1 protein-coding gene and 1 pseudogene are annotated in these 1,515 nt (G+C 68.8%); both read left to right on the top strand.

From position 1 onward, the window contains the following. Positions 1–255: pseudogene (locus VGR06_RS11210) on the top strand (hypothetical protein); the annotation flags it as partial. Between the two features lie 84 nt (positions 256–339). Then, positions 340–1,413, top strand: coding sequence for an IS30 family transposase (locus VGR06_RS11205; RefSeq protein WP_422652994.1), 1,074 nt, complete (start codon positions 340–342; stop codon positions 1,411–1,413). Positions 1,414–1,515 lie beyond the last annotated feature (102 nt).

Raw genomic sequence — 1,515 nt, 5'->3', positions numbered from 1 at the left:
ACGGTCGACGGCCAGCTGCGGGGTGTGCTCGAACCGGGCGACTGGATCTCCGTCTTCGCCGCGCCGCATCGGGCTCGCCTCGCGCGCATGAACGACATCGACTTCCTGGGGCGCGTACGCGACCGGTTCCGGTTGGCCGATGCCGTGGCCGCGACGGCCGACGGATTCGCGCCGCTGGTGTACCGCCCCACCGAACCGATTCCGGCCGAGCTGGCCCACCCCGGCCCCTGGCCCCACGACCCCCCTTCGCGTTGATCATGAACTTTGGGTGGTGGTCGGCGGGGCGATTTCTAGTGTTCAGTGCAATCGGGATTCGTGGTTGTACTGAACGGAGTGGCCATGGCGCGGCCGGGTGTGTTGACCAAAGGGCATCGGCAGGTGTTGGAAGTCAACTGGGGTAAGGGAAACACGTTCACGGAGATCGCTGGGATCTTGGGTGTGTCGGTGGGGACGGTGTCACGGGAGGTCGCCCGGAACGGGTCGTACACGCATGGGACGAAGAACCCGCTGGGGCGGTCGTTGCCGGCGGGCAGGGCACGGCGGCCGTACCGGTGGGGTTATCGGGCGGACTGGGCGCAGGCGCGGGCCGGGCGGGCGCTGCGCCGCCCGAAGGCTCGTAAGCTGGTGCGGGGCACGCTGCTGTTCAGGGTCGTGGCCAGCAAGCTCAAGCGCCGGTGGTCGCCGCAGCAGACGGCCGAATGGCTGGCGGCCCGCTACCGCGACCGGCCGGAGATGCAGGTGTCTCACGAGACGATCTATCAGGCGATCTACGTGCAGGGCCGGGGCGGCCTGCGTGAGGAGCTGGCCGGGCAGCAGGCTGTGCGCAGCGGGCGGATGGCACGTCGCCCTCAGTCACGTGCGGCCGCCGCCGATCGCGCCTCCCGGCGGCCGTGGATCGGCGATCTGCACATCAGCGCCCGGCCCGCCGAGGCCGACGACCGGGCGATCCCTGGACATTGGGAAGGCGACCTGCTCATCGGCAAGGCCGGCAAGTCCGCGATCGTCACCCTCGTCGAACGCACCACCCGCTACGTGCTCCTCGGCGCGCTGCCCGACGGCCGTGACACCAACGCGGTCATCGGCGTTCTGAGCCGCCTGGCCGAGCGGCTGCCCGGCCAGCTACGCCGATCACTGGCCTGGGACCAGGGCAACGAGATGGCCGCCCATGCCCGATTCACCGTCGCCACCGGCTGCCCGGTCTACTTCTGCGACCCGCACAGCCCCTGGCAGCGCGGCAGCAACGAAAACACCAACGGCCTTCTACGCCAGTACTTTCCCAAGGGCGCCTTCGACTTTCGCACCATCGATCAAGCCGACCTCGACGCCATCGCCCACGAACTGAACACCCGGCCCCGCATGACCCTCGAATGGGACTGCCCAGCCGAACGCCTTGACCAACTCCTGGCCGCCTAGCAATTGCACTCACCACTTGACGTCAAGCCGCTAACCACCACCCCAAGTTCATGATCAACGCGAGGAGGGTCAGGTTTGGCCGGGGTGGGCGGGCAGGTCGAT

Source organism: Actinophytocola sp. (genome assembly GCF_036002505.1).
GTDB lineage: Bacteria > Actinomycetota > Actinomycetes > Mycobacteriales > Pseudonocardiaceae > DASYTH01.
Note: the sequence above shows the minus strand (reverse complement) of the source record. Positions and strands in the feature narration are given on the sequence as shown.